Source organism: Paenibacillus sp. JNUCC 34, assembly GCF_058269055.1.
Window position 1 is genome coordinate 5,851,150 of the sequence record NZ_CM177770.1, and the last position, 25,356, is coordinate 5,876,505.

28 protein-coding genes are annotated in these 25,356 nt (G+C 43.0%); 5 read left to right on the forward strand and 23 right to left on the reverse strand.

Features of this window, described 5'->3' with window-relative positions; all coding sequences use genetic code 11:
- Position 1: 1 nt before the first annotated feature.
- The 10 genes from AC2TF5_RS26940 to AC2TF5_RS26985 form a co-directional block, all read right to left on the reverse strand.
- Positions 2 to 208, reverse strand: coding sequence for a DUF4177 domain-containing protein (locus AC2TF5_RS26940; protein ID WP_491303017.1), 207 nt, complete (start codon positions 206 to 208; stop codon positions 2 to 4).
- A gap of 44 nt (positions 209 to 252) precedes the next feature.
- A complete protein-coding gene (locus tag AC2TF5_RS26945) occupies positions 253 to 792 on the reverse strand; it encodes a hypothetical protein (RefSeq protein ID WP_491300135.1) in 540 nt (179 codons plus the stop codon).
- Positions 793 to 838: 46 nt separating this feature from the next.
- Positions 839 to 1,294: an NUDIX domain-containing protein gene (locus tag AC2TF5_RS26950; RefSeq protein WP_491300136.1), complete on the reverse strand. Its 456-nt coding sequence runs from the start codon at positions 1,292 to 1,294 to the stop codon at positions 839 to 841.
- A gap of 160 nt (positions 1,295 to 1,454) precedes the next feature.
- Positions 1,455 to 1,712 (reverse strand): hypothetical protein, encoded by a 258-nt coding sequence (locus AC2TF5_RS26955; RefSeq protein ID WP_491300137.1) that lies wholly within the window; start codon positions 1,710 to 1,712, stop codon positions 1,455 to 1,457.
- Between the two features lie 178 nt (positions 1,713 to 1,890).
- Positions 1,891 to 2,559, reverse strand: a complete 669-nt coding sequence (locus tag AC2TF5_RS26960) for a hypothetical protein (protein WP_491300138.1) — start codon at positions 2,557 to 2,559, stop codon at positions 1,891 to 1,893.
- 91 nt (positions 2,560 to 2,650) lie between these two features.
- Complete coding sequence (locus AC2TF5_RS26965; protein WP_491300139.1) at positions 2,651 to 3,748, reverse strand: VanZ family protein; 1,098 nt, start codon at positions 3,746 to 3,748, stop codon at positions 2,651 to 2,653.
- Between the two features lie 167 nt (positions 3,749 to 3,915).
- Positions 3,916 to 5,337 (reverse strand): erythromycin esterase family protein, encoded by a 1,422-nt coding sequence (locus AC2TF5_RS26970; protein ID WP_491300140.1) that lies wholly within the window; start codon positions 5,335 to 5,337, stop codon positions 3,916 to 3,918.
- 42 nt (positions 5,338 to 5,379) lie between these two features.
- Positions 5,380 to 5,577: a helix-turn-helix transcriptional regulator gene (locus AC2TF5_RS26975; protein WP_491300141.1), complete on the reverse strand. Its 198-nt coding sequence runs from the start codon at positions 5,575 to 5,577 to the stop codon at positions 5,380 to 5,382.
- Between the two features lie 17 nt (positions 5,578 to 5,594).
- Positions 5,595 to 6,104, reverse strand: coding sequence for a DUF6773 family protein (locus AC2TF5_RS26980; protein WP_491300142.1), 510 nt, complete (start codon positions 6,102 to 6,104; stop codon positions 5,595 to 5,597).
- A 173-nt stretch (positions 6,105 to 6,277) separates the two neighbouring features.
- A complete protein-coding gene (locus AC2TF5_RS26985) occupies positions 6,278 to 6,778 on the reverse strand; it encodes a YcxB family protein (RefSeq protein ID WP_491300143.1) in 501 nt (166 codons plus the stop codon).
- 204 nt (positions 6,779 to 6,982) lie between these two features.
- Here AC2TF5_RS26985 and AC2TF5_RS26990 point away from each other — a divergent pair, with 204 nt between their 5' ends.
- The gene (locus tag AC2TF5_RS26990; protein WP_491300144.1) at positions 6,983 to 8,218 is read left to right on the forward strand and encodes an RNA polymerase sigma factor; all 1,236 of its coding nucleotides are present in this window, start codon (positions 6,983 to 6,985) and stop codon (positions 8,216 to 8,218) included.
- A gap of 154 nt (positions 8,219 to 8,372) precedes the next feature.
- On the opposite strand, the gene AC2TF5_RS26995 is transcribed toward AC2TF5_RS26990, so the two are convergent.
- The 3 genes from AC2TF5_RS26995 to AC2TF5_RS27005 form a co-directional block, all read right to left on the reverse strand.
- The gene (locus AC2TF5_RS26995; RefSeq protein ID WP_491300145.1) at positions 8,373 to 10,022 is read right to left on the reverse strand and encodes a DUF4179 domain-containing protein; all 1,650 of its coding nucleotides are present in this window, start codon (positions 10,020 to 10,022) and stop codon (positions 8,373 to 8,375) included.
- Complete coding sequence (locus AC2TF5_RS27000; protein WP_491300146.1) at positions 10,009 to 10,542, reverse strand: RNA polymerase sigma factor; 534 nt, start codon at positions 10,540 to 10,542, stop codon at positions 10,009 to 10,011. Before AC2TF5_RS27000 ends, AC2TF5_RS26995 begins: the two co-directional genes overlap by 14 nt.
- A 219-nt stretch (positions 10,543 to 10,761) precedes the next feature.
- Positions 10,762 to 11,571, reverse strand: coding sequence for an inositol monophosphatase family protein (locus AC2TF5_RS27005; RefSeq protein WP_491300147.1), 810 nt, complete (start codon positions 11,569 to 11,571; stop codon positions 10,762 to 10,764).
- A 267-nt stretch (positions 11,572 to 11,838) separates the two neighbouring features.
- On the opposite strand from AC2TF5_RS27005, the gene AC2TF5_RS27010 reads away from it, so the two are divergent.
- Positions 11,839 to 12,567, forward strand: a complete 729-nt coding sequence (locus AC2TF5_RS27010; protein ID WP_491300148.1) for a CAP domain-containing protein — start codon at positions 11,839 to 11,841, stop codon at positions 12,565 to 12,567.
- A gap of 182 nt (positions 12,568 to 12,749) precedes the next feature.
- On the opposite strand, the gene AC2TF5_RS27015 is transcribed toward AC2TF5_RS27010, so the two are convergent.
- From AC2TF5_RS27015 to AC2TF5_RS27040, 6 genes are all read right to left on the reverse strand, one after another.
- Complete coding sequence (locus AC2TF5_RS27015; RefSeq protein WP_491300149.1) at positions 12,750 to 13,493, reverse strand: toll/interleukin-1 receptor domain-containing protein; 744 nt, start codon at positions 13,491 to 13,493, stop codon at positions 12,750 to 12,752.
- 175 nt (positions 13,494 to 13,668) lie between these two features.
- Complete coding sequence (locus AC2TF5_RS27020) at positions 13,669 to 14,376, reverse strand: hypothetical protein (protein WP_491300150.1); 708 nt, start codon at positions 14,374 to 14,376, stop codon at positions 13,669 to 13,671.
- 201 nt (positions 14,377 to 14,577) lie between these two features.
- Positions 14,578 to 15,450 (reverse strand): toll/interleukin-1 receptor domain-containing protein, encoded by an 873-nt coding sequence (locus AC2TF5_RS27025; protein ID WP_491303018.1) that lies wholly within the window; start codon positions 15,448 to 15,450, stop codon positions 14,578 to 14,580.
- Positions 15,451 to 15,696: 246 nt separating this feature from the next.
- Complete coding sequence (locus AC2TF5_RS27030) at positions 15,697 to 17,022, reverse strand: TIR domain-containing protein (RefSeq protein WP_491300151.1); 1,326 nt, start codon at positions 17,020 to 17,022, stop codon at positions 15,697 to 15,699.
- 499 nt (positions 17,023 to 17,521) lie between these two features.
- Positions 17,522 to 18,538, reverse strand: coding sequence for a FecCD family ABC transporter permease (locus tag AC2TF5_RS27035; protein ID WP_491300152.1), 1,017 nt, complete (start codon positions 18,536 to 18,538; stop codon positions 17,522 to 17,524).
- Positions 18,531 to 19,538, reverse strand: a complete 1,008-nt coding sequence (locus AC2TF5_RS27040) for a FecCD family ABC transporter permease (protein WP_491300153.1) — start codon at positions 19,536 to 19,538, stop codon at positions 18,531 to 18,533. The genes AC2TF5_RS27035 and AC2TF5_RS27040 overlap by 8 nt, the downstream gene beginning before the upstream one ends.
- Positions 19,539 to 19,742: 204 nt before the next feature.
- Here AC2TF5_RS27040 and AC2TF5_RS27045 point away from each other — a divergent pair, with 204 nt between their 5' ends.
- Positions 19,743 to 20,741 (forward strand): ABC transporter substrate-binding protein, encoded by a 999-nt coding sequence (locus AC2TF5_RS27045; protein ID WP_491300154.1) that lies wholly within the window; start codon positions 19,743 to 19,745, stop codon positions 20,739 to 20,741.
- A gap of 89 nt (positions 20,742 to 20,830) precedes the next feature.
- Here the strand turns inward: AC2TF5_RS27045 and AC2TF5_RS27050 are convergent, their stop codons facing one another.
- Positions 20,831 to 21,880, reverse strand: coding sequence for a CotH kinase family protein (locus AC2TF5_RS27050; RefSeq protein ID WP_491300155.1), 1,050 nt, complete (start codon positions 21,878 to 21,880; stop codon positions 20,831 to 20,833).
- Between the two features lie 302 nt (positions 21,881 to 22,182).
- Here AC2TF5_RS27050 and AC2TF5_RS27055 point away from each other — a divergent pair, with 302 nt between their 5' ends.
- Together AC2TF5_RS27055 and AC2TF5_RS27060 are read left to right on the forward strand one after the other, a co-directional pair.
- A complete protein-coding gene (locus tag AC2TF5_RS27055; protein WP_491303019.1) occupies positions 22,183 to 22,560 on the forward strand; it encodes a pentapeptide repeat-containing protein in 378 nt (125 codons plus the stop codon).
- A 232-nt stretch (positions 22,561 to 22,792) separates the two neighbouring features.
- A complete protein-coding gene (locus tag AC2TF5_RS27060; RefSeq protein WP_491303020.1) occupies positions 22,793 to 23,245 on the forward strand; it encodes a GNAT family N-acetyltransferase in 453 nt (150 codons plus the stop codon).
- 119 nt (positions 23,246 to 23,364) lie between these two features.
- On the opposite strand, the gene AC2TF5_RS27065 is transcribed toward AC2TF5_RS27060, so the two are convergent.
- The 3 genes from AC2TF5_RS27065 to trxB form a co-directional block, all read right to left on the reverse strand.
- Complete coding sequence (locus tag AC2TF5_RS27065; RefSeq protein ID WP_491300156.1) at positions 23,365 to 23,835, reverse strand: hypothetical protein; 471 nt, start codon at positions 23,833 to 23,835, stop codon at positions 23,365 to 23,367.
- Between the two features lie 134 nt (positions 23,836 to 23,969).
- Positions 23,970 to 24,188, reverse strand: a complete 219-nt coding sequence (locus AC2TF5_RS27070; RefSeq protein WP_491300157.1) for a hypothetical protein — start codon at positions 24,186 to 24,188, stop codon at positions 23,970 to 23,972.
- 167 nt (positions 24,189 to 24,355) lie between these two features.
- The gene (trxB, locus tag AC2TF5_RS27075; protein WP_491300158.1) at positions 24,356 to 25,309 is read right to left on the reverse strand and encodes a thioredoxin-disulfide reductase; all 954 of its coding nucleotides are present in this window, start codon (positions 25,307 to 25,309) and stop codon (positions 24,356 to 24,358) included.
- Positions 25,310 to 25,356 lie beyond the last annotated feature (47 nt).

Genomic DNA, 25,356 nt, shown 5'->3' on the forward strand with positions numbered 1-25,356 from the left:
TTCAGCCTCCAACATAGGCTTGTCGCTTAAACACCATAATAACGTCCCTCGACTGTCCCTGATTTTGACTCGTATCAAAACACGACACCAGCTCCCAGCCTTCATACCCGTGCTTGTTCAACAGTTCGTCTAGTTCTTCCTCATTCACTTTTCCGCCCAAAAAACCGCCGGTCTGATATTTCACCGTTCTATATTCCCACTGGACCATCATGCGTGTCCTCCTTATTTAAAAACCGCTCAACTTGTTAGTACTTAAAATGCAACGTATTCTTTTACCATCAGCTCGATCTTTTCTTTGTTCATCTTTCCCAGATGGTCCTTCCACTCGATCTCCAGGTAAGATAGCTCGATATCTTCACGGGTCGACAGCTGTTCAGGTATGGATGCATCTCCGGAAATAGAGCCAACGTCCGTAACTTTCTGGATGGCCGAGCCATCTTCAGCAGTATGAGCGCCTGCAAGCACACCGTTACTGTGTCCATCTTGCTGTTCGTAGAATGTATAAGCAAAATAGGAAATACCTTTAACATCCTCTACATTACCGAGATACGTCAGCTGCCCGGAGCCTCTCCATATGGACGCGTTGGATGACTTGATGATTTTATAGTTTTCTATTTTCCATGCTGCATCACCGGAATCCTCCCCCGCCAGCACATACATCTCCGTCGGGCCCGCGCTTGCACTAGAAACCATATTATTCTGGGAGTAGAGCAGGTACAGCGTGAGGATGTTAGCGGCAAGAAGTCCAGCAATAAGCCAAACAACCCATTTTATCCATCGTGTATTCTGCATATGTCAGGTCCTTTCTTGTTCCGTTATAGCGTTTAATGGCAATCACCTAATTGGAATCTCCGATATATCGTGGTGTTGAGATCCCTTCCATGAGTGGCTTCACCAGCGCATCCGGATAGACCCGAATTTCGTGCAGGTGGGCAAGCTCAATCCATTCCACACCAATCTGGGTCTCATCTGGGTTATGGCCGTTAAACACCTCTTCCTTGGACTCCATTTCACATTCAAAATAAAACTCCACCTGATGAATATCCGCATCCCATTCCGCAAACTGATGGTTCTTGCCTATGTATTCCCGGATAAACAGAATATCCTTCACCTTTACGCTGCATCCGATTTCTTCAATACATTCTCTGACAACCGCGTCCTTCAGCTCCTCATATTTCTCTTGCCCACCACCGGGAAACAAATAGAAAATACCGTCCTGATCCACGTTTTTTGTCAAAAGAATTCGTTCGTTCTGTATGATGACCGCCTTGGCCGAATTTCGAATTGGTTTCATAACAGTTTACTCCTCTATTATGTATATTCGAGATGATTTGCTCTGCAATTTCCTCTGGTAATTTCATTCCATCTACAATCAGGTTGCAGTCTTTCTTTACCAAGAGGCATCCCTAATTCCACCTTAACTTAGAAATAGACTAACGGCAACTTGGGATCCCTTACCGAGCCTGGAGGAAACTTTCATTCTCGCCCGGAGTGTCTACGATGGTGATAGAACTTGGGATTTGGGCCAGTCTCGTCAACGAGATATTAACAAATTGCCCTTGTTCAAGCTTCTGAAGCACTTCAGGCACGAAAACTCTGTACTTCTTCAGCTTCCCGCCATTTCTGCTTACATGGATCGTTCTTCCTTGTTTATGGACGATTTGTCCATAAATTTGTCTCGTTGCAGATGTTACAAGATCCGTAAGGATCATCACAACGAATCCTAAGCAACATAATATGGCGATAAAATATAAAAAACCGAATCCCGAAGGTGTGTAACGAGCGTGATGCATAGCAAATAAGTTAATCGAAAGAATTAAAAGAATGATGTTTGAACAGAGATGTAAGATCAACCACTTGTTAACGTTTAGATCCATTATCCATTTCTCCTTATTCAAACCTTTTCTTGACCCCATCTTTTTCGATTTCCACACCGATGTCGTTTCGCCCTCCTCCGGCGCTAGATACATCTCTGTTCATTATTTTTCCGAAAAAAACAAACGACTGATTACTCTGGGTATGCTGGGTTAGCGAAATCGCCTGGGGCTCAATTTCAAACTGCATGAACTCATCATCAAGCAGTGGACGAATAGTGATCATTTGCCCTTTACCGTAATTGTACAGGTTAAGCTGACACTCTATTTTGACTGTTCTGTCTTCTTCCATTCTGTAGTTACACTGACTGTCTTTTTTAGAAAAAGCTACAGAAGATACGCCGGTTGAATTGTATTTGGTTAAAAAGAGAAGCTTCTCTGTTATGAATGGAAAAATCATAATAAACGCGATACAGCCAATAATGAGCCGGCTCATGATTTTGGGATAGCGAGGTTGATAAATTCTCGACACACCGCCAACACCAAGGATCAACAGTAGAAAACCAAATATAACCGGTAGGTGCAGGCCCGTTCTTTTCCCATCTGTCCAAGGAGAAATCCCAATCCATCTAAACAGGTCATCTCCAAACGAATAACCCAAATGATGAAAGGACAGCAGTAGAAGCCCCAGTACAACAGCCGAGATATACATAATCTTGATCTTCAGTTTATCGTCCCCCCTCACCCACACTCTTCCATATTGTAACAAATAAAACAATTTAGATGTCCACAATATTGAAATATCCAAGAAAGATATATGTGGGATTGGTTATTAATCACGTGATGGCATGATCTGTTCCGCTTTTCTGTTCATGAAGCAACCGCTGCTTACGTCCAAACAGGCACACGAACACATGTACAAAGACACAAGCATCCATAAGGAACAGCCCAACAAGATACATAGGCCCTAAAATGCCTGGAAAATACAAATTCATAAACAGCACATGTACGCCACCGAATACAAGATACAAAAGCCCGTTACGGATCGCGATTTCACGCAATCGCAAGTGCTCCCCTGCTCCAGTTATGCGAATACGGACAAACGCTTTACCAAGGGTTCGGCCCCCATTCAGGTAAGGAACAAGAATGAAATATACGGATGTTGTGAGGAAATATGCCAGAGGAACATTTAATACATTCAGCAGAAGCAAGACAGGAACCATTACGATCCAGTCCACCCCGAATGCAATCACCCGACGAGTATAGCTGACGCGCTTTTGCGAGAGATCTACTTCCTGGTCCAGCCGCGGCAGATGCTTATAAGCCCAGTGAGCTATGAGAAAGCCGATCATGCCGCCGAGTGTGTTCAGAAACAGATCATCTACATCAAACAACCGGTAAGGATAATCATATATGCCGTATATCCCAGTCACCTGTGTCACTTCAAAAAACAACGATAACCCGAATGAAGCTATCAGACATGTCAACCAGCTCTTCCGCAGATAATAACGCACAAACATGCCAAACGGCACGACCAGCGCAATATTAAACACCACCTGCAAAAAAGCTCTTTCCTTGATTAACCGTACATACGTGGATGGATCAGACCATACAACCCGTGTCTCCGCCAAAATATCATGGATAAAGTTCATTGGAACCCACTGCACATAGGAGGCCACATCTAAAGGCGTATTATGTCTAGAAGCTGGTAAAGGCAGAATAACAAGATACAGTGCGTTCATCATATAGAGCAAAAACAAATACAAAAGCAATCCACGAAATTTATTAAAATAACCGTGCTTCCGGTACTGCAGTACAAGAATTGGAATGGTACACAGCATAGCAGCTACGGGAAAGGTCAAAAACGCATACGATATCGGAAACAAATAATAATCCAGCACGTTGATCACCCGCCCTCTCTTTTTGATATACATTTATTGTAGACCCCGAAGGTTAAAAGAAGAGAAGTCTCAGTTTAAAAAGAGTTTAAAAATAGCCCAAGTAAGCAGGTGACAGGGCCGTACATGATCACAACAAAGAACCCGCACCTTAGCCTTAGCGCGGGTTCTTTGTCATATCGTTCATAACAGTAAAATAATAGCTAATCCACAGACTTTGAAGACGATCTGAGATACAACGGAGGTTTCACGTCATCAATAAGCAGAATACCGTCATATTGGTCACGGGCAACCAGACTTTCCGGGATCATGCCCCAGCTGTAAGTGTAACGTGGTTCGAACATCCACGAATTTCCCCGTTCATTGGTACGGTAACGCAAATCAATGAACGTGTAAGGTGAACCGCTAGCGGACAGGATCGATTCGACCGATCCGGGTTCTAGTGGGAGAACGTCATGCGGTTCAAACATGTTATCAGCAGTCTGGCCGCTTGCAGGGTACAATCCAAGCACGTAGCTGTATTTTTTCATATCATCAGGAAGCATTTCGCCCATTAACTTAACAGGATATGGAGACCCCATCACTTCACTGTGCGCTTTACGGATATGATCATTGTGAGCCCATACGATAAATTTCTCTGTCGGATAGACGTCGGTGGCAAGCCACATCAGATTATCCAGTATCGCCTTATCTCGCCATTCCATCGACTTGAGGAACCAAGTGTATTCGCCCTCTGACATACCAACATTCGATTTAATGGATATTTCAACGTATTCCTTGGCAACGGATATCCGATCATTCAGACTTCTCTCCAGAAGAACTGGCAGCTTATCATTGGTAGGGTACAGCTCTTTCAGAAGGGCTTGGCTCGATTCCGATCCCGTAGCTTTCAGAACATCCTTGTATACTTGGATCAACTGGGCCTTCTCTTTCTGGTAAGCTTTAAGATCCGTTCCAGCGGAATATTCGGATAGCTTCTCCTCTGCCTCTTGCAGGCGCTGGGCCAATTTATCGTCTTTCAGCCAATCCCCGTCCAGAAGGGGAAATTGCAATTGCATATCAAAGCCGGTAAGCGCCAGCGGCTGTTCAGATTTTTGAGTTGTTTTTATGTATTCGAATAACGGCATTGTCTCTTGCGCCCACCATACACCAAAGATGGAATCCTTCATCGTCTGTTCAGCGCTCTGGGTGCCTGATTTACCATAAGCTAGTGAAGCATTGCCCAGACCGCTTTCAAAAGCAAGCACATTGTATCCCATCTCCTGATGCAGGAACTGGATCAGGCGTGTCTTCACCAAATTGAATTCGCTCACACCATGGGAGCTTTCCCCGAGAAAAACTATTCGCTTATCATGGAGCAAAGGCTTCAACATGTCCAAGTCCTTGAACTGCCCTGCTCCTCCCTTGCTGTCAGCCGGCTGGATGGACTCCAGCTTATACGCATGATCCTTGGTCCAAGACTCCCATTCGGCAATAGCTTCATTGGATGTACGGACTTCCGTGACCTTTCCTTGAACGGCTTCTGCAACAGCATATGCGCTGTTGCCTGTGAACACCGTACTTCCAATAACCGAAGCCGTTAGTATAAATGCGGTTAACATATGTTTTGTCTTGTTTTTAAACATTTGTGTCATTCATCCCTTCAATAATTGATGCTGGTCAAGCTATTAATCCTCTTCCCAAAACAAATCATCTAACGTCCTTGACAGCGCCTTACATATAGCAACACATAAACTCAGTGACGGATTGTACTTGCCTAATTCAATTAATCCGATCGTTTGCCTTGAGACGCCAACAAGATGTGCCAAGTCTTCCTGGGAAAGGTCTCTCTCCACCCGGGCCATCTTCAATTTGATATTTTTCATGCCATATCACCCGTTCCCTAAGAATCCCATTTGTCTTTATCAGATATCTTCAAGCTCGCTTTGTTAGCAAGTTGATGAACAATGAACGTACCCCCTACAAAGAGCGGAATATTGATTACCAGCGATACAAGAGTGACAAGGAAGAAATACCATAATCCCGTTGTCCAAGTCCCATCTCCATACAAGACCGCACTTCGAATACCGAAAAACAATGACAGAAAGCCGCCGATTCCTATACCCCAGAGTATATTTCGAGTGTTAAAAGAGACCTTACTTCTGCTGTCATGTACCTCAATCTCGTCTGAATAAATGCCCAGAAACACGCTCCGGATGCCAAGATACAGTCCCCCCGCTACAACAATGACCAATTCTAACAGAGAAGATTTCCAATCGCTTAACATAAAACTTTTCACGACAATCGATATTGTACAGATGCTCATGATCAGTATGTAAATCTCTTTGTAAATCTTGTTCTTCAAATTGACGATGCGTTCGTCTTCCACCCTGTTTCTAGCGAACCATTTCATGGTCATACTCCTCCTCTTAAAACAACTGGGTAATATTTCCTTATACACTCATTATACTCAACACACGTCATAATGCAATATATATATTGCAAAAAGGTGGGTATATTATGTTTTTGCAAAAAAATAAAAGCCCGGCAACATGCCGAGCTTTCATTCATCTCTATTTTAAAAAATTAAATAAATTGCTTTTTGGCATACTGCTGCACATTCTGTATAAACTCCGCTTCCTCTGCCTGATCAGCGAAAGATCTTCTTGGGACGATCGTGGCCTGAAGATTGTTTACGAAAATATAAATATTCTCCTTGTCTTGCCTCAACTCATGAATTCCGTCCCAAAAGCATGTTGACTGACTCCGAGCCGTTGAATCAAACAGTCCCGCACCATTGATCTCAATCAGATGTTCGCCTAAAATTCCATCGTGGGCCTTCACTAATTTCATCGTTCTGCTCTTGATTCTGTACAGAAATAACACATCCGCTAATCCTCCAATGATCACACCGGCAACAATAGCGTAGACCCAGCTGGAACCAAGCAGCTTCGAAATCACAATACAAGAAATCGGGATGCTCAGCAAACTGATGATCATGGATATTTTATACTTTGGTAAATTGAACATAACGTATTTATTGAACTTCCAAAAATCCTCTTTGGTCAGGTTTGCAACAACTTTCATAGGTATGGCTTCCCTCCGATATTATTGATGTATCCTGTCTGGATACACTTTCATCAACCGCTTCTAGTATAAGCGAACTTGTGACATATGAACATTGTCGATTTTGCAGATTATCAACCATTTTCAAAAAAGTATCGATCCTTTCGTGGCTTTTTCTGCTTTCCCGGTGTCTAATGATGTGTAAGGTCAAGAGGAGGTTCAACCATGTCAGGAGCTCATGACAAACAACACCCTGTTATTCCGGAAATGCAGGGCGGCCAACAAAATTTTGAAATCATATTTCATCAGTATTACGAGAAAATCCACAAATATTTCTCATTCAAAGTGAATCCAGCTGCTGCTGAAGATCTAACACAACAGGTTTTTATCAAGGTTATGCGAAATATTCATTCCTTTAATCAGGAATCCAATATATTTACATGGATTTTTAAGATCGCTCAAAACACATTGAAAAATGAATACCGCAGAATATCCCGTACCCTAGAAAGCACCTCGGATCTTACGGGTTATGAATCACGGCTGATTTCTCTTGATTTTACGAAGCATGTTGAAATTCAATTTGACATCAGTTCCGCTTTGAAAAAACTAAGTCCTTTGGACAATCAGATCATTTTATTACGTTTTTTTGTCGACTGTACCATTGTGGAAATTTCTGAAATTGTGGGTATGCGTGAAAGCGCCGTGAAGAACCGGCTATATCGGACATTAAACAAATTAAAAGTTGAACTAAAAGAATGGGGTGACATTGCCATTATGTCAATTCAGAATATGATATCTATTGTAAATAAAAATGAATCAAACGATAAGAAAAGTGAAGGCAAGAACAAGGTGCATCAAGACCTATTTAATGAGCTTCAAGGAAATGTAGAGAGAATTAATACAAAGTATAAACATGTGCCCTCCACCAAAATAACGATTGAAATCTATCCCGACCTTCCCACATTCCATCAAGCAGTAGGTGAACAGGACGCGCCTAACTGGTTCATGGGAACGATGGAGAACAACATCTTAAAAATCGTCTCTCCACTAAACCCGGGACCTGAGCACACGTATGAATCGATTTTAAAATCAACGGTTCACTTATATGCCATGTGGCTCATCAGCGATATTAATCCTGCTGCTCCGAAATGGATACGCCAAGGTATTGGCGGGTTTGAGGCTAAGCAGATGTCAACAAGCTTCATCAAAGATAGTATCGCAGATCTGGTTCGCCAGGGCGAAGTGCCACAGTTCCATGAATTGAATAACGATTCTTGGGATTTTGGAACGATGAAAGGTTTTCAGCTGTCGTACACTATAGTCGAGTTCATTATTTCAGAATACGGGATAGATAGTCTGAATAAACTGATTCGAAATCTCGCTGGTTTTCAGGAGATTTTCCATTGTTCAGAAACGAAGCTGCATGAGGAATGGGTTAACTATTTGAAAAAAATAGTATAAATCAAAAGAAGCTCGGCGTTATGCCGGGCTTCTTTTATATTTATGTCTGAGAATGATGACCCGAGTGATGGACACTTCTTGAGAGAAGCGTCTTTCTCCGGTCACAGTTCATGGCCATCAAGTAGGTTACTTTCTTGGCATTAACACCACCATGTTACTTTCCATTCTTAAGCTGAACGCGCAGCTCATCTTCCGGTTTCTCGGTTGTATAATTCATAATATAGATCTCAAGCTCTGACTTGTCGAACTTCTCATACACGTCCATTTCCCTATTGTCTCCATTCCCTAGCAAACTTATCATAGCTGATTTCCCGTAATTCGGCTCCTTGCCGTCAAAATAATAGGTTTGATTTACTCCGCCAAACCCCGGGTCGGAGCTCAAGGACTCCACATAAAGGTTATTCTCCTTCATGTAGTATGTCCATGTGATTGGATATCCCGCAATGTTGGTGGTTAGGCTTTGATGTTTACCCGATATGCCGGTTAGCCTAATCGGATTCTTGTCCCCAGCATGCTCATCGATGCGGTGTTTCGCGATCAAGGAAACGGGTTTATTGGTCAGGGAGGCTGCGTCCAGCCCGGTCATTTCAAAACGCAGCTCCGTCTTGTCGGATTGGTCCGGTACATACCATATACCTCCGTTTAGCAAGGTACCGCCTACATCCAGCTGATACTTCATATACGGAACCGTTGTGTATTTCTCTTCATGCGTCAAAATCAAGCGGACCTGGGTCGGGGTGACAATCATTTCATGGATCTCCGTTCCGCCAGGGACCTGGTCCAGAGGGATATTCAATTCTTCCTTAAATGATCCACTCTCCAATTGTTTCTTGGAAAGAGCCATATTTACGCTCCATGTCCCATTGGCTGTTCCCAACGTACGATCATAACCAAGCTGGAACTGAGTGCCTTTTTCCCGTAATTGATCAGACTTAAATATTTGTTGGCTCAAGTATTCTCCGGAATCTCCCGGCGTTCCAGAAATAGGAGTTCCCGCTTCTATAATAGGCTCATTTTTGTCATTCATGGCTTGAATCCGTACCCAGCTTCTGTGTTGGAGCTCAGGATCAGTAAACGTAACGGCCGATTTCAACAGCATCTTGTCCCCGGACTGATCAAAAGACTGCAGTGTCACACTGCCTATACCATCCTTCTGAATCTGGAAGACTTGCGTTTTAGGGTTATGAGGGTCGAAGTTGATGATCTGCTTCCCATCACCGGTGAAACGAATATTCTCCATCGTAAACTCAACGTCGGCCTTGCTACCATCCACGACCCACTCCGTCTCAAAATAGCCTTGGAATACACCAAGCTCCGCATTCCACTGATGGGAATAATGTCCATCAATTAGATTTCCCTGATGATCTTTAAGCCCAATATGATCAAAGCTCACTTGTTTTCCATCCCATGACGAGCCGGGATCCAGGCTATAGAGCAGAAAGGTCCGATTCTCATCGGTAAAAGCCGTATGCAGGGTCAATGTGATGTCGTTGTTCGTAACGGATTGCTCAATCGTTTGGCCAAGGCCCTGTTCTAGGGCAGACTGAATACCAGCTCTATACGAAAGGAGGCTGGACCAATCATAAGTTAATGCTGCATAGACTGGTGTAGCCATTAGCGCAACGGATATTCCAACGACAATCGCTGTTTGTTTTCGTTTTCGAGGGCGAAGCGGTATCGATTCAATGCCTACGACCTTCAGCTCATTCTGCTGGACACTGCTCCACATCCGGTCAAAATCAGGATAAGACACTGTATTCGAAGCCTTCATCTGGTCTTTCAGATTCTTTTCAATACGTTCCAAATTGCTTCTCTCCCTTCAACCAAAAGCTTTGATTTTGTTTGAGCTTTTTGCGCATGATCTTCAATGCTTTGTGAAGCCTTGATTTCACTGTACCCACAGGTATTTCCAGTGTTTTGGCGATTTCCGCCATCGGCAACTCGCCGACGTAGCGGAGCGTAATCACAGCCATCAGCTTGTCCGGGAGCTGATTCAGCAGTTTCTCCCATTCGGCTGCTGCCTCCTTCTCTAATACGATGGTGTCTACAGACTTGACCGACGCCGTGGTCTGCTCATGAAGCCACTGAACCTGGTTCTGCTTTTCCCGTTTGGTCTGATTCTTTTTAAGTAAGTTTAAGCAATGATTCATCGTGATGCGCATGATCCAAGCGCGTATATGCTCAACACTTCTCCAGTTCTGACGAAATACGGTGACGAATACGTCATGACAGAGGTCTTCGGCATCTTGTGCGTTCCGAAGCATGTAATAGCACGTGCGGTACACATCCTTGTTGTAAAAATCGAATAACTCGCGTTCCGTCAATGAAAGGCACTCCTTTCTTAGCGTTATGCAATATAAACAAGTGACCCTCTGAAAGGGTTCACATTTTTTTCATGCTGCTGCATCACTACGAAGTGCGGATCATACTCCATTTATATTGAATTATTTCATTTTAACAAAAAGAACACCTGTCACACTCTATAAAAAGAGGGTCAGGTGTTCTTCGGAACCAGCTGATCAGCACTTCGTCTTTCAAATTACTTATAAATCGTTACGTAACAATGAGAGAAGTTCTTCAACAATCCCAGGGCTGGCAATCACGACTCCTTCTCCGTACAATTCAGCGGGAATTTCGGCAGAGACTTCTCCGATATGACCTGTTATTGCCCCTGCTTCACGAGCGATGAGACCTGCTGCTGCAACATCCCATGGAGCTAAGCTTTCTGTATGTGCGTCTAGACGGCCGGAAGCTACATAACAAATATCAATTGCCGGTGCGGCCAATCGACGAATATCTCTGCAATGAGTAGCTAAGAGATTGACTTTTTCAAGCGCTAGATGAACTTTGCTTTTATCATGAGGGAAGCCAGTGCCTACAACCGATTCTGATAGTATATTCACAGGTTGAACTTGAAGCTGCTCACCGTTGCAAAAAGCGCCACCACCTCGAACCCCTACATAGGTTAAACCCAGGTCTGGCGCATGTACAGCTCCTGCCCAAACAACGCCATCTACTGCAATCGCAGCAGAGATAGCAAAATGAGGGAGATTACGAGAGTAGTTTACGGTACCGTCCAAAGGATCAATGATCCAAAGTGGACCTTTAAACCTATCTTTAGCCAGGGAACCATCCATCATTTCTTCCGAAAGAATACTATGTTCAGGGTAAGTAGTAATAATAGCGTCACGAATTATTTGATCAGAGACTAAGTCTGCTGAGGTTACTAGCTCTTCTGCGTTTTTCATAGTTATCTCGATACGAGATTCATTTCGTAATTCAATGATTTTTTCTCCAGCTAAGCGGACCATTTTCTCGGCAAATATCGCCCACTCTTGAGCATTCTCTTTCATTTGGTGAACACTCCCCATTTTAAGTCAAATGTAATTACTTAATCTTCGTTATTCCAAATGATCCTTTAATCGAATAGATGCGAATTTGCTAAAACCATCAATTAAATTGAGTTTATCTACATCTTCCTTATCAAAATGTGCGGGCGCGCCAAAACATCCTGTCTCTGATGTGGATAAGGAGAAAACCATAATGAGGAATAAGTAAAAGGCTTGCAGGAAATCCTAATCCGGTAACTTCATTAATTAACGGATCGAGGAGGTTGGCTAATGGTAAAGTTTTTCATATTAGCAGTATTATTATTGGTGCCAGGCTGTTCGGCCCATAACAATGTGACGCAAAAGCAAGTGACTCCTAAGCAAACACGAATTTCAACTCATGCTCATATTGCTGCGCAAAACACTGTCCTAACACAGGCATCATCAACAGCTACGCCTGGGATAGAGAGATCGTCTATTACAACAAAAGAAGCACAAAATGGAACTATTTCGGATTTGCTGGATCTGATTCAAACACCGGCTGGAAATCCAGCAAATCAGGCACCTACCGGAAATCCTGAAAAAAAGGAGCCTACAGGTTCAACAGGACAAGCACAGGAAGGTAGAAATGCTACTAATGACAATAGGGATTCATCCCAATTTGGGCAGCAGGTTCTGGATCTAGTAAATCAAGAGAGGTCCAAAGCAGGATTAAGTTCTTTGAGTATGAGTGAAGAATTGTCTAATATGGCTATGGTCAAGGCACAGGACATGTACAACAACAATTATTTTGATCATATTTCTCCAACACATGGATCCCCCTTCGATATGATGAAGGAATTCGGGATCACATTCAATTCCGGTGGAGAAAACATCGCAAAAGGGCAAACCACCCCTACCCAGGTTATGAAGGATTGGATGAATAGCCCAGGCCACAAAGCAAATATACTGAATAATAGTTATACCCATATCGGCATTGCTTATTATAACAATGCATGGGTTCAGGAATTTAAAGGATAACGCCATTCATCTCCCAACAATAAAGAATCAAAACAAACGCAATTTACGCGGATTTTTTGATTCTTTTTAGGGGGTGAGTTATACGCCAATCCTTGAAACTTTATGTGTTTTTCCAAGGCTATCGGCTCACGAATTATTCTCGGAATGATATTCTGTCGCTTACGGAATTTATTTCCATAAAATTAGCCTAAAGCAAGGAATAACTCTCTAAGCCCTCTATCATATTCTTCTCTGAAATCGGCATATTTTTTTGTCTTCAGCAATTCAGGTATGTTGCATTCCTCAATTAATATCGGAAGTATTTTAACCTTCCTTTCGGCGATTTCATCCCAATATTTTGTGTACCATTCTTGTTGAACCCATTGGGATTCGATTGAATTATTCGAGAGTAAGACAAGTATATAATCACTTTCTTGCAGAGCACGAGAAATACTTTCTGGAATTGATTCACCAATTTTTATGTGCCACTCATCTAACCATGGACTATGACCTGCTTCAGCCAAGTCAGTTGCTAATAATCTAGCAAATGGCTTATCCTTCGAAGAATGAGAAATAAAAAGAGTTCTACCACTACCATTATTCAAGAATCTCGCTTTAAAATATTTGTCAGAAAATAGGGTTTCTATGTAAATAAATTCTGTTAATAAATCCGCCTTTGTTTTCTCATGATTGGCTTTCCGTTTTGAGTAATTTATTTTCAGCAATGCATTTTGAATTTCTCCCTGACGTTTATATAAATCTTCGGTAGTAATCTTTCTTAGGTATATTATTGGCACCTCATATTCGCTTGAATAAAGAGGGTTGCCGAGACTAACAAACCCGATCGGTTGGTCATTTCCATCTAAGTCATTGTCATCAAAATACCCGATTCGTCCCTTTAATTTTCCAGCTGTTATGAATACCGGACAACCATAATATAGCGTCATAATCTCACTCCTTTTTAATTTTGCCTCGATTTCACATAACGTTCCTGTATTCACGACGTCCGATGAAGTCGGATGTATCTGGCTGCTTCTGCTCCTCCGAAACCCTTCTTGGCACCGAGGGACGTAAGGCCCGATGCGTGAAAATTCTGTTATAAGGATTGGCGACTTCTAAAGATTAACTATCAAATTTCTTTCTAGGTCTAGGTAGTGGATATGGGAATCTCTTATTATTTTTTATATGCCTAGTTCTCTCATTTATTTGATTTTGAGCAATATTAGTTAAATCTATTTTTCCACTCCCATAGTACATTTTATATCTCGGATTATTATTTTCATTTAGAAAGTACTCTTCAAACTGTTTACAATAACGATTCGTTTTATTAAAAACAACAAAAAAACAATATATCTCATGCCCCTGTCCTTGATTATCTAGTCTCCTAAAGAGTCTTCGTATTTTTTTATAATCTTTTAATATTTCTTTTTGAAATATGGTTTCTGTTATTCCATTTGGATCCCTAATAAACTTCAATTCAAAAACAATCGCTTTCCCACCAAAGTTAAACTGCTTACTAGGGAGAGGTAAACCTTCAAGTGCTCGAAAAATACTTAATGAAGAGGGCTCCAATATTGTTATATCAGGCTTAATTGTTAACTTACCTCTATCATCAAACCAAGATACCTCAGTATGAACTGAATTTGCTAGTATGTTGCTTTCTGCAGTTACTCTAGGTACTGAGAAATTTGGATTTCTCAACAGTCGACTATATAATTGGCATTTCAAATCATCCTCTGTCAGTATTAATCCTTTAATTTCTTGGAAATCTCTCTCTAAATCAATTAGTATTTCAGAGATTACTTTAATGTCTTGTTCAAAAATAATCATTTGAGCCCTCCGCCAATTTCTTAAAGCGTTTAGGTATCTACGAACCCGAAATGTTTAAGGTAGAGCGACAGTGACTGGGTCCGACGGACTTAGCCTTGCAGGGTTGTTCGCTGAATAAGCCTATGCTTATACTTCTCGCGAACCAAGGGCGAAGCTCGCAGCGTATATACAGTGTTAGCCGATGTTCATGCCTTCTTCGAATTACTTAAGAATATTATTTCCCTTATACCAATTAAATCTCTTCAACATATCTTTTGTTGCCTCATAGATTTCATCACCTCTGGAAAATCGCTCAGTAAAATAGTGAGCCTTTCCCGTTAGAATACCGAAATTATTATTAAAATCCTCCATTACTCTCCAAACAAATTCGTCGCAAGAGTCTATAGAGTTTCCAACATAGATATCAAAATCACTAACTTTCAAATTATTTGGGTTCGATTCACCCTTAAATGTCGCCATATAGGCATTACTCCCTCCGACAAGCTTAATTGAAATTGACTTACTCTCTGGTTTCTTGTAAGCATAAAGAGTGATGGAGTATTCATTTGAAGTTCCCCCCACCCAAACACTCCAATTATAAAGCACTGCTCTATCAACTAGTGTTGTTACTAATTTTTCAAACTCTCTTATCTTATATTGTCTCCAATTCACTTTTCTGTTTTTGGTGAATTTCCTCCAATTATCTTGAGTTATTGCTTCTGTTTCATCTATACCAAATATAGCAGCTAACTCACTAAACCCACTGTCGTAATCATTCCTGAAATCAGCAAATTTACGGTCCGCCAAGAAATAGGGTATCTGACATTCTCTATAATATATTGGTAACACAAAAACCTTTTTTTGTTGCATTTGCTTAACCCACGCTGCTCCAAGTTCACTCTTTACCCACTCTGAATTTAAAGCTTCAGGCGATAGCACTAAACCAAGAAATTCATTCTCCCTTATTCCATCTTCAATTTTCCAAGTTATTGAATCACCTATTTTTATTTCCCACTTATCAAACCATACATTTACACCAAGTCTCTTTAAATCCCTTGCTAATTTCTCAACAAATGGTTTATCTATGCTTAGTATGACTTAAAAAAATACTCGGCATTTTTAATTACCTCCATAGTTTTGCATGAATTCCGGCTAACGTTCACGCATTCATGACGTGACCCGGTCTTAGGTAGCTCTTATCTTAGGCAAGTCATGTGTTGTCTGAGTCACCTTTCATAATAATACATCTGACAACCAAGGGGCGTTAGCGCAGCAGCATAAATGCAATGTTATATGCAGTAAGTGCCTTCTTGATATTCTACCATTGCTTTTCTGCCGATATTACAATGCAAATAGTTGATTTAAGATGTTTGGTATTTCATCAAAAGAATTGATCCAAATTACATTTAGACCTAGCTCATTTGCATCTTGCTCTTCTAGTAAAAATGCTAAGTCATCCACGGTATTATCATGAGAATTGTCAGGAAGCTTCTTAATAATATAATGATTTAATTTCTTATCAGGATTTTTTCTATTAGCGACATCGAGTAATCTTCTTAAATTGGGGTCTGTCAAACTTAGTCCAATAAATAAACAAGTGTTTTGACTTAACTTATTAAGTTGAATTAGATTAGACCAACTAAATGGTTCAATGAATTGGCTATGATATGCATCTTCACTAAAAACTATACTTGATTCCGACGGTATTTTACCTGATTTCGGTAGGTATCCATGGACGTGATAGATAGGTATTTCATCTGAATGATGTTTAATACCTTCTGAATAAATAACCTTAAACTTAATATTGTGTTTTTCTAATTGTTCTTCTATTAAAGAATCAAAATTAAAGGTAATTATTGAATCTAACGGCTTTTTATCTCTTTGCGGTCGAGCTAAATTTACTATTGCGTTAATAGTCTCAGTTTCTGTAATCCGAGAAGAGTAAAGTGCATTCCTTACTTCTTTTTGAAAATCCCTTCCTAAATTATTTTTTAGAAATTTTCCAATAATTAAATTTGAGTATTTATGATTATATTGTTCTGCACTTCTAAAATCTATTGATATATTCCCATTATTCGAGATTTTTTTCATCATTGATTCTAGAAGAGTAGTTAATAATTTATCCCATGGAGGAACACCAGCACTAATTGAGATACCTGCTCCACATACTAGTGTTAATCTTCCGTCTTGCAAAGATTTCCCCAATAATTTGATATCGTTATCGTATGGTCTTAACCTAAACTTGTTCTTTCTTTGAGATAAAATAAATTGCTCTTTATTATCAGTTGCTAATGCTTCAATTAATTCCTTTATTCCGTCATCAAAATTATATGAAAGATCTAAATACTTGTAGTCTGAAAGATAACTAGGAACACTACTTTTATCAATAAGAACTGGAATAATTCTACTACTACCCTTTGAAATTTCACCAAATGCCATGGAGGAAAATTCCTTCACAACCCATTTTGATTTCAGTGAATTTTGACTAATAATTACTATAATAGCGTTTGCTCTTTTTATACTTTCATTGATTTTATTTAAAATATTGTCACCTAGTTTTATCTTCCAGTCATCAAACCAGACAGTGTGTCCCTCGTTTTTTAGAATGGATGAAATTATACTGGCAATCTCTTTATCTTCATGACTATAACTGATAAATATCTCCATTAGATCCCCCTCCTTAAATCATTTATGCACATATTGCATCTAACTACATATTTACGAACTTCAAGAATCCTTTCAGATTCTGCTATATTCACGAACTTCGCAAATCCCCCTCATTTTCAAGATATTGGCGAACCTCCAACATCCCACTACATTATATCGATAAACCCACACTATCCCAATACAAAAAATAACACTTCCCAAAGGGAGTGCCACTCATATAAGACCACCTATTCCACTAGCATTCTCCCACCAGTGTTACACTCCCCCGTATTCCTTCCGGAACATGGATCTCAACTTTCACACTGCTCGGCGCGGTTCGTAAGATGTCGTACTTAACCATCATCGCACCCGCCGTCATTCCTACTACAATATATCCCTGCATGAACTAGTACAGAACAATAACCAAGAATCTCAAACGCACCCACTACTTCTGCCCACAAAAAAGACGCCACATTCCCATCAGAATATGACGCCCTACTATTTAACCTTCTCCCTACCGCTACAGCCTCTTGTACAACAAGTACAGGAAGAACGGCGCGCCAATCGCTGCCGTGAATACACCCGCCGGGATGTCTAGCGGCTGGAACAGCATCCGGCCCGCCAGATCGGCAAGCATCAGCAAAATTGCACCGACCATAGCCGAGACAGGAAGCATCACGCCATGGGCGCTGCCCACAAGGCGTCTTGCCATATGCGGTGCTATTAGACCGATGAAGGACAACGTACCCGCGATGCCGACTGCCGCTCCCGCCAAGGCAATGCTGCATAACATGATGAGCAATCGATCCCGCTGCACGCGGATGCCGAGACCGATTGCGATCTCATCGCCCATCGCCTGAGCGTTCAGAGAACGGGAGAAGAGAAAGGACAGCGGAATGAACAGCGTAAGCCATGGCGTAAGTGCCAAGATATGTTTCCATCCCGTTCCATACACACTGCCCGTCATCCAGTTCAGAACCTGGGAAGCCAGATGGGATGGGCCGCTGATAAGCAAAAATGTGGTCAGCGCACCAAGCGCTGTTGATAATCCAACCCCAATCAGGACAAGACGCAGCGGAGATACGCCCTTTCTCCAGGCCAACACATAGTTAAGCAGCCCTGCACCAAAAGCACCCACAACCGCAATTAGCGGGACCCAGTGAATGCTGTAGGCACCAGCAGAAAGTGTCATAAAAGCCACCACTGCCACCGATGCACCACCTGTAACCCCAAGCATGTCCGGGGCGGCAAGAGGGTTCCGAATAACGCCTTGAAGCAGCCCACCCGCCAATGCCAGCGCAGCGCCAACGAGCAGTGCAGCCAGCGTTCGCGGCAGACGGAACTGTAGGACGATCAGGGAACTGCCTCCTTCATTAAGACCGAAGAGTGAGCTCACCACTTCACTGAGCGGTATGGTCGTACTCCCGGCTGAAATGCTGATTAACAATAGCAAAAGGATTAGAAGTCCAAGTATGATTACCGTTACTGCGTTTCTTTTTTTACGTATAAATCCCATACGTGAAGTTGAATTAAGCATATTTCCTCCTCCGTACGATGTAGATGAGGAACGGAACGCCAAGCAGCGCTGTTGCGACTCCAACGGGTACTTCTTTCGGCATAATGATAAATCGGGATGCCAGATCAGCCGTCACCAGCAGCAACGCACCAGATACAGCGCAGTACGGCAGCAGCCAACGGTGATCATGCCCAACGATCGAGCGGCACAGATGCGGGATAATCATCCCAACAAAAGCAATCGGGCCCGCAACCGCAACCGAACTACCGGCAAGCAGAACGACCGCAGCACAAGCAGTTGCCCGAACGATAAACAGCGACATTCCCAGTCCTTTGGAAATATCATCACCGAGCGCAGCCACATTTAACGAAGGTGCAATCACCATGGACAGTACCAAACCAACGATTACATATGGTAACACAGTTAGCAGTTGTCCTATATCCCGGTCTACCACCGAGCCGATCATCCAGAACAGAGCCTGATCTAACGACTTCTTGTCCACCAAAATAATCCCCGACGTAACCGAAGAGGCAAAAGCTGCAATCGCAGCACCCGCAAGCGTCAGCTTAATCGGTGCAAAGCCGCCTGCCCCTCGGGAACCGAGGGCGAACACAACCAAAGACGTTATTCCCGCGCCCACAAAAGCGATCCAGATCATAGAGTCTAGCGTCAGCCTGCTGCCTAATGCAGATATACCGATAACCACGAACAGAACGGCGCCCGAATTGATCCCGAACACCGACGGCGAGGCCAGCGGATTGCGTGTAATGGCCTGCATAACCGCTCCGGCCACAGCCAGGCTTGCGCCTACGACCGCACCGACTAGTGCCCGAGGCACTCTCGTGTCCCGGATAATCATGTGCTCTGTTGAGCCGTTAAAAGATATATATGAATCCACAACCATTTCGATCCGGAAATGCTGCAGTCCGAAAAGAACACTGGCAATCAAGCTGAACAGCAGAAGCAGCACTCCTGCAGCTAATCCCAGTATTCTCGATGTCCTGCTATTAAACAAGACCATGCGTATAAGATCCCCCTCAAGTCAAGATATAGGGCAAGTAGATTTATAACAATTAATATTGTAGAGGTGCCCCCATATCCTGTCAATGATTATGATAATCATTTTCATTTAATTGTTGACAAGATCTTACCCCTACCTTATATTTACATTGATAATGATTCCCATTATCACCAGTTAACTTAAAAAAAGGGGAGAATCACTGTTATGTCATCTGTATTTCGCAAAAAATCGTGGTTGCTTATGCTGACTCTGTCAGCTTTTCTGCTAATCCTGTCCGCTTGCGGCGGCTCCAAGACAGCGGATACACCAGCTTCAACCAGCAATGAAACGAAAGAAAGCAAGCCTGCAGCAACCGAAAAAAGCCGTACAATCAAGCACGCAATGGGTGAAGAAACGATAAAGGGTACCCCCGAGCGTGTTGTCATTCTCACCAATGAAGGAACAGAAGCACTGCTGACGGTGGGTGTGAAACCGGTTGGTGCAGTACAATCCTGGGTCGGAGATCCGTGGTACGACCATATAAAAGCCGACATGGAAGGCGTCGAAGTGGTTGGTGAAGAAACTCAGCCGAACGTAGAACTCATTTCCGGTCTAAAGCCTGATCTCATCATTGGGAACAAAGTTAGACATGAGAAAATTTATGATCAACTGAAACAGATCGCTCCGACTGTTTTCTCTGAAGACCTTGCCGGTGATTGGAAGATCAACTTTGCATTATATACAGACGCCGTCAACAAAAAAGCCGAAGGCGAAAAAGCCATCGCCGATTTTGATAAACGCGTGGAAGAAGTGAAGTCCAAGCTCGGTGATAAAGCCAAGACCAAAGTATCCATTGTTCGCTTTACCGCCGGCGATGTTCGGACCTACATGAAGCAGACTTTCAGTGGTGTTCTTCTCAATCAGCTAGGCATTGCACGTCCTGAAGAACAAGATAAAGATGAATTTATTGAGAAATTGACCAAAGAACGTATTCCAGCCATGGACGGAGATGTGATGTTTTATTTCACTCAGGACGATCCAGGTTCCACCGAAGCTGAAAAGGCAAGTCAGGAATGGATGAATGAGCCGCTCTTCAAAAGCCTGAATGTGGCTAAGAACAACGAAGTACATAAGGTGAGCGAGGTTGTATGGAACCTTGCAGGCGGATATAAAGCAGCCAACTTACTGCTTGATGAAATTGTCACCTATTTTGAAGTGAACTAATAACACCCCACACTCTCAAAAAGAGGCACTGTAGCTGATACGCCGCGGTGCCTCTTCATTATGCCAAGATACAAATATAACAACGTTATTCACGAATCCAGCCTCCTTAACTGGTCCGAAATATCCTGACGTCTATTTTCGATATAATGACGAATCGTATCCGGTTCGCCATCAAACACTTTCGCGCTCCACTTTTGGTTAGGATCCTTGTAGACATCATCCGCGATGTTGTTATACATCTGGTACACAATCGGGAGCTGGCGCCGCACCGTAAATACCGTATCCAACAAATTGATTAGCAGATTTTTGTATTGCTGCCGATAGACTCTATAAGACAACACCTTCTCCGTCAGTTTGTTGTAGCCATGAATTTTTACCAGATTGGAATCTACCAGTTTACCATAGCAGTTCCTACCCCATGTTCCTTCGTAATCCCACGGTATCATACGATACACCCTACGTGTACGATGTTCAAACAACGTGTAGTTCTGATCAAACCCATCATAATTGCCTGTAAGTACAGCCCCGCTAAGCCAGCGCAAAAAATTATTAATATCGAGATGACGCTCTAAATATCGTTGTAATTCTTCTCCCTCATGGACATGTATAGCACGAATGAACTGGGACAGCTTGGCGCGGTCCAGCTCTCCACCTTTAATTAGACTATAACCGGAAAAATATGTTTTTTTAGACAATCTCTTATCGGAAAAATCTGCATTATCATTGACAGCATAGATGATGCTGCGCACCGGAATACCCCGTCGATGGAAAAAGGGTGTTTTTACCCCTTCGATCTGCAGATAAACGCCCGCATTTTTATTATTTATATAAAGTACACAGTGCCGGGTCCCCGGACTCGGTACATTTATAGAATCGAAGAAACGGAATGAAAGGGCATTCCGCATCATCGAAGGATCATCATATTCAGCATTAAAGTGATAAGTTCTAAACGAAGTACGGATTTCGTAGGATTTTTTGGGATACTCACGGGTATGTCCTCCCCGGTAACGTATACGGATCGGAACTCGTTTTCTCCCGTGCAGCATTTGTGCCTGAACAAAGCTGTCAGACCAGATGTCACTTTTTAATAACTCAAATTCTTTGTTGTTAATAAAAACCTGGTAGACCGGCAATCCCACAAAACCACCTCCTTATGACTGATAGACTTCCGTTGGTTTTATGATTTCTCTTATATTGAACCAGTCCCTTTCTAGTACGAGCCACATATAAATATATAACAGGTAAACATGATGGACAGATGCTGGAGTTCAGCAATCCCTCTCCCCTTCAGTCGTCATGATTTATCTAAAATATTATGTCAGGGAAGGAGAATGAGGCATGGCTTTTAACATGTATCCTAGCTGGATAGGAAGCAATGACACGGTCAATTATGACGGTCCTGAGGGATGGGAAGGAAATCACTCACTCGGCAACCAATCTCATGGCAACTGCTCTCCCGGCCACAAATCTCACGGCCACAAATCTCACGGTCACGAATCTCACGGCCACAAATCTCACGGGCACAAATCTCACGGCCACAAGTCTCTCGGCCACAAGTCTCCCGGTCACGAATCTCTCGGCCACGAATCTCTCGGCCACGAATCTCTCGGCCACAAGTCCCTCGGTCACAAATCTCACGGCCACGAATCTCACGGTCACAAGTCTCTCGGTCACAAGTCTCTCGGCCACGAATCTCACGGTCACAAATCTTTGGGCAACTGGACTGGTGGCAATAAATCCAAGAAGAATAGATCCCCAAAAAACCGCTCCAGAAAACGCAACTGTTCCAGAAAACGTAAATCCTGCCGTTGCTAATTAAATACCCTAAAACTGTCTCTGCAAGGAGCATTGGTGGTGATGCCCCCATGCTCCTTAACGGAGCAGGCTTGCAAACAATATATGCTGCAGCCTTATTAATGTGATACCAGCCCACTGACAATCAACCTAACGATGGGCTGGCCTTTTGATTCAAAACTGTTTCACTCCGTCTTGTGTTAAAATAATTCTGTTATTTAATTCTCGATTTGAATGGACAGGAGTTGTAAGATTTGATCACCATACGCAGACTGGAAACAAGCGAATCGCCCCCTATGGAGCTACTGTTATTAGCGGATCCATCGGAGCAACTTGTTCAGGAATACATACAGCGTGGACAATGCTTTGTAGCTGAACGGGAGAGGGGAATTGTTGGTGTGTATGTGCTGCTGCCAACCCGGCCCGATACCGTGGAACTTGTTAATGTTGCTGTAGAAGAGACTCTTCATGGGCAGGGCATCGGCAAACAACTGGTCAACCACGCCGTACATTCTGCACGGCAGCTCGGCTTCACCACCATTGAGGTTGGAACCGGAAGCACCGGGGTCGGCCAACTGGCATTATATCAAAAATGTGGCTTCCGGATGATCGGCATCGACCGGGATTTTTTCATTCGTCATTATGATGAGGAGATTTATGAGAATGGCATGCGGCTGTACGATATGGTGCGTCTATCCCAAGATTTATGAACTAACAAAGAGCCTATGCTGCTTTTCTTAGCAACATAGGCTCTTTGGTGTTCTCATGCAGTTACTTTTAGCGCCAGCGCAATCGACGCTGCAGAAATAACCACCGCTAACAGAATTCTCTATGAGGACTTCTCTTTCCCTTTTACAGATTGATATATGAATCCCATAGTGAATACTAACAGCATTACCATATACGAGATGATCACGATCTCCGTCGAGTTGATGTCTCCGGAATACATCATATGAATTTGGGTACCAATGATAATCGTAAACAGCATGTAATACTGCGATAATACCGCTAGGGCCATACTCCGTGAGGCTTCATCCATCAGGATGAACTGCCATACGTAGAGCAAAAAGGATATCAGCCATAGCGTGTTCCCCAACAAATAGCTGTACACTCTTTTCATAGAGAGCTGCGCAAACTGCCTGCCTCCCCGGAACCAAAACAGTACAAAGCCTATGTTCAGCGTCCAGACAAGCACCCCCGAGAACGGTAAATAAGAAAATAGTAAGTTGAACAGCCAACCTAAAATTAATGGTGCCAGCACAATCAGCACGTATTTATTTTTCTTCATGTAATTCCTCAATACATCTCTCCTCACTCACATCTCATATTCAATAATCCAACAATCGCGATCCTGGCCTTCGTAATATGTAAGGACTAGGGGAGCATCCGTTTCAGCCAGATATCGAACCGTCAGTTTATCGTGTGTATAGAGAATCATAGATTTGCCCTGCGCTTTTTCTTAATCAACATAGTTAAAGCAGTCATATGTCCAACCGTAAAAAAAAGAGACAGCAGCGTCAAAAGCATAAGTGCGTTAATACTGCCATGATTGTCATCTACTCTAAACACGTATACGGTAACGATAGCCAGGCCCAAACCTATAAGCCCAAACAGCGCCGTAATCGCTGCTCTAAACCTAATCACCTTCTCCATTCAATAGTACCTCCTTCGTATCCGTTTATCCGTTTCGACCTGTCTACCTAGATTGTACCAAATACAAAGAACTTCATAAAATAAAAAAGTTAATCCAGGCAAGCCATAAGCAAAGTCACAAAAAAAGAAGCCGGCTGCCCGGCTCCTTTTGTCTATATACACGATCGTTATTTGTTAAGCGTTTCGCTCCAGTCATGAATCATATTGCCTTCGATGAACTTTTCGCAGTCCATAGCAGCCATACAACCCGAACCAGCCGCAGTAATTGCCTGGCGATATCGTGTATCCTGTACGTCACCACACGCAAATACGCCTGGTATGTTCGTCTCACTTGTACCCGGATTAACGAGAATGTATCCTGTCGGATCGGTCGTAATCTGACCGCCTAGGAAACCGGTGTTCGGCGTATGGCCGATCGCCACGAAGACACCCTCCGCCTCAATCAACTCTTCTGCACCTGTTTCGTTGTTGTGAACCTTCAGTCCTTTTACGCCAGTTTCGCTAGTAACCACTTCAAGCGGCGTACGGTTCAAAGCCCATTCCACCTTCTCGTTGTCCCGCGCGCGGTCCTGCATAATCTTAGATGCGCGGAGCTCATCACGACGGTGAACCAGCGTTACGCTGGAAGCAAAACGGGTTAGGAAACTTGCTTCTTCCATAGCGGAGTCGCCGCCACCGATGACAATAATCTTTTTGCCGCGGAAAAAGAACCCGTCACACGTTGCACATGTGCTTACACCCCGACCAACGTTCTCCTGTTCGCCAGGAATGCCGAGGTATTTAGCCGATGCTCCGGTAGAAATGATGACTGTTTCAGCCAGCAATTCTCCCATTCCCTCTACGTTCACCTTGAAAGGACGCTCTGAAAAATCTACGGATTCTACCCAAGCGCTTTTGAACTCAGCTCCGAAACGTTCCGCCTGTTGACGCATATTGTCCATCAGCTCCGGTCCCATAATGCCCTGCGGGAAACCGGGGAAGTTCTCCACCTCAGTCGTTGTGGTCAGTTGGCCGCCTGGCTGCATTCCCTCGATCACGAGTGGCTTCATATTGGCACGTGCCAGATAGATAGCTGCCGTCAGGCCGGCAGGTCCTGTTCCGATTACGATTGATTTGTACATATTGAAGGCCTCCTTTGACATCGTCAGTATACTTATCTTACCCTACT